This is a genomic window from Gordonia jinhuaensis (assembly GCF_014639795.1).
Taxonomy (GTDB): domain Bacteria; phylum Actinomycetota; class Actinomycetes; order Mycobacteriales; family Mycobacteriaceae; genus Gordonia_B; species Gordonia_B jinhuaensis.
Window position 1 is genome coordinate 1 of record NZ_BMGC01000090.1, and the last position, 1,454, is coordinate 1,454.

Annotated in this window: 2 protein-coding genes; both read right to left on the bottom strand. The window is 62.2% G+C overall.

Annotated features, from left to right (window positions below; all coding sequences use genetic code 11):
- Positions 1-57: 57 nt before the first annotated feature.
- A complete protein-coding gene (locus tag IEW22_RS19740; RefSeq protein ID WP_188589092.1) occupies positions 58-375 on the bottom strand; it encodes a nuclear transport factor 2-like protein in 318 nt (105 codons plus the stop codon).
- Between the two features lie 139 nt (positions 376-514).
- The gene (locus IEW22_RS19745) at positions 515-1,129 is read right to left on the bottom strand and encodes a TetR/AcrR family transcriptional regulator (RefSeq protein WP_188589095.1); all 615 of its coding nucleotides are present in this window, start codon (positions 1,127-1,129) and stop codon (positions 515-517) included.
- Between the last annotated feature and the right edge of the window lie 325 nt (positions 1,130-1,454).

A 1,454-nucleotide genomic window follows, 5' to 3' on the forward strand; every position in this document is an offset into this window, starting at 1 on the left:
GTGTACCGATGGAACCCTGAGCAAGTCCCATTCTGTCACTCAGACAGGGCATTTCGTCTATCCCTCATCCCCCGGACAGGTACAAATCGGTGGATCGAGGCTAAAGACCAGTGTGTCCTTCCCCTCGCATTCCAGGGATTTCGTGACATGCAGACCGAGTTGGTGGCAGACCGCGAACAACTCAGTGGCGGCCGTGCGGATGTCGTCGATGCCGCGGTAGGTGTCCGCGGCTCCGTCCATGATCCATTCGGCGCTCGCATCGTCGCCGAACATCGCCAGTAGTTCGTCGACGCGGCCCTCGTTGGTGATGCGCTGCGCATGTGCGAGGAATTCGAGGGCGTCGGGTCGGGATGTGGATGTGTGTGGTTCTGCCATCGTGATGGCCACCTCGATGAAGTCGGGCCCAGGGGCTGATTTTCAGTCATACGTATGACTGAAAACGAGGTTAAGGCAGGTTGCGCCAGCCCGCAACGTATACGGCGAAACTGGTGGAATGAGGCCTACGTGGGCCGGGTCAGGCCGTCGCCGATGCCGGCCGTGGTGCGGCGAGGCCGACGAGCATCTCGATCATGAGGTCCAGGTCGTGCTCTGCGCGTCGCTGGTCCGGGTCGCACACGTACTGCATGATCAGTCCGTCGATGGTCGCGACCATGATCCGGGCCAACTGGGGTAGCGGTACGGCGGATACCTCGCCGGCAGCCTCCGCAGCCTGGGCGCACCACTGGGAGACGACGTCGGCGTAGGACTCGTACTGCCAGCGGGCAAGCTCTTCCTGGCCCTCGGCGCGCAATGCGTACATCGTCAACTCGTACTGCATGATCTGCAGGTTTCTGTTGGACACCAGCGTCTGCCAGAAGGCCCGAATACCTTCTCTCAGGGCGTGTGCGAGTCCATCGCCGGTATGCGTCGACGCGGCGAATACGGCCCCGATCTCGGAGACGACGTCTTCGATGACCGCACCCAACAGGGCCTCCCGGGTCGGGAACACGTATTGCAGTGTGCCCAGCGGTACGTCGCCCTCGGCGGCAACCGCGCGCAATGACGTGTTGGCGACGCCATCACGCGAAAGCACCTCGCGTGCCGCGACGACGAGCTGTGCGCGGCGAACCGCAAGATCAACGCGCGCCATCGTCGTGTCCTCTCTGCCGGGTGTGGTTCCAGGCTATGGGAAAGGCCGCTCGCAATGAATCAGGCGAGTTGGCAACTGGCGTCCATCGGTGTTCGATGTGCGCACTGTGCTTCGCGACCGACCTTCGATTGGAAGGAGGTGGCGGCGACCCGCACGCACTGGATGTGGACGCTCACCACGTATTCAGGCGTGTGCGTCGATGGCTCCGAGAGCATCTGATCTAGTATCTCGTGTCGTTAGTTAGTTAATGGTTGGGGGTTTGAGATACTCGGCTATGGCGAATTCTCCGGCTCCCGCTCTGGGCCTGCGTGATGGCGATGCTGCC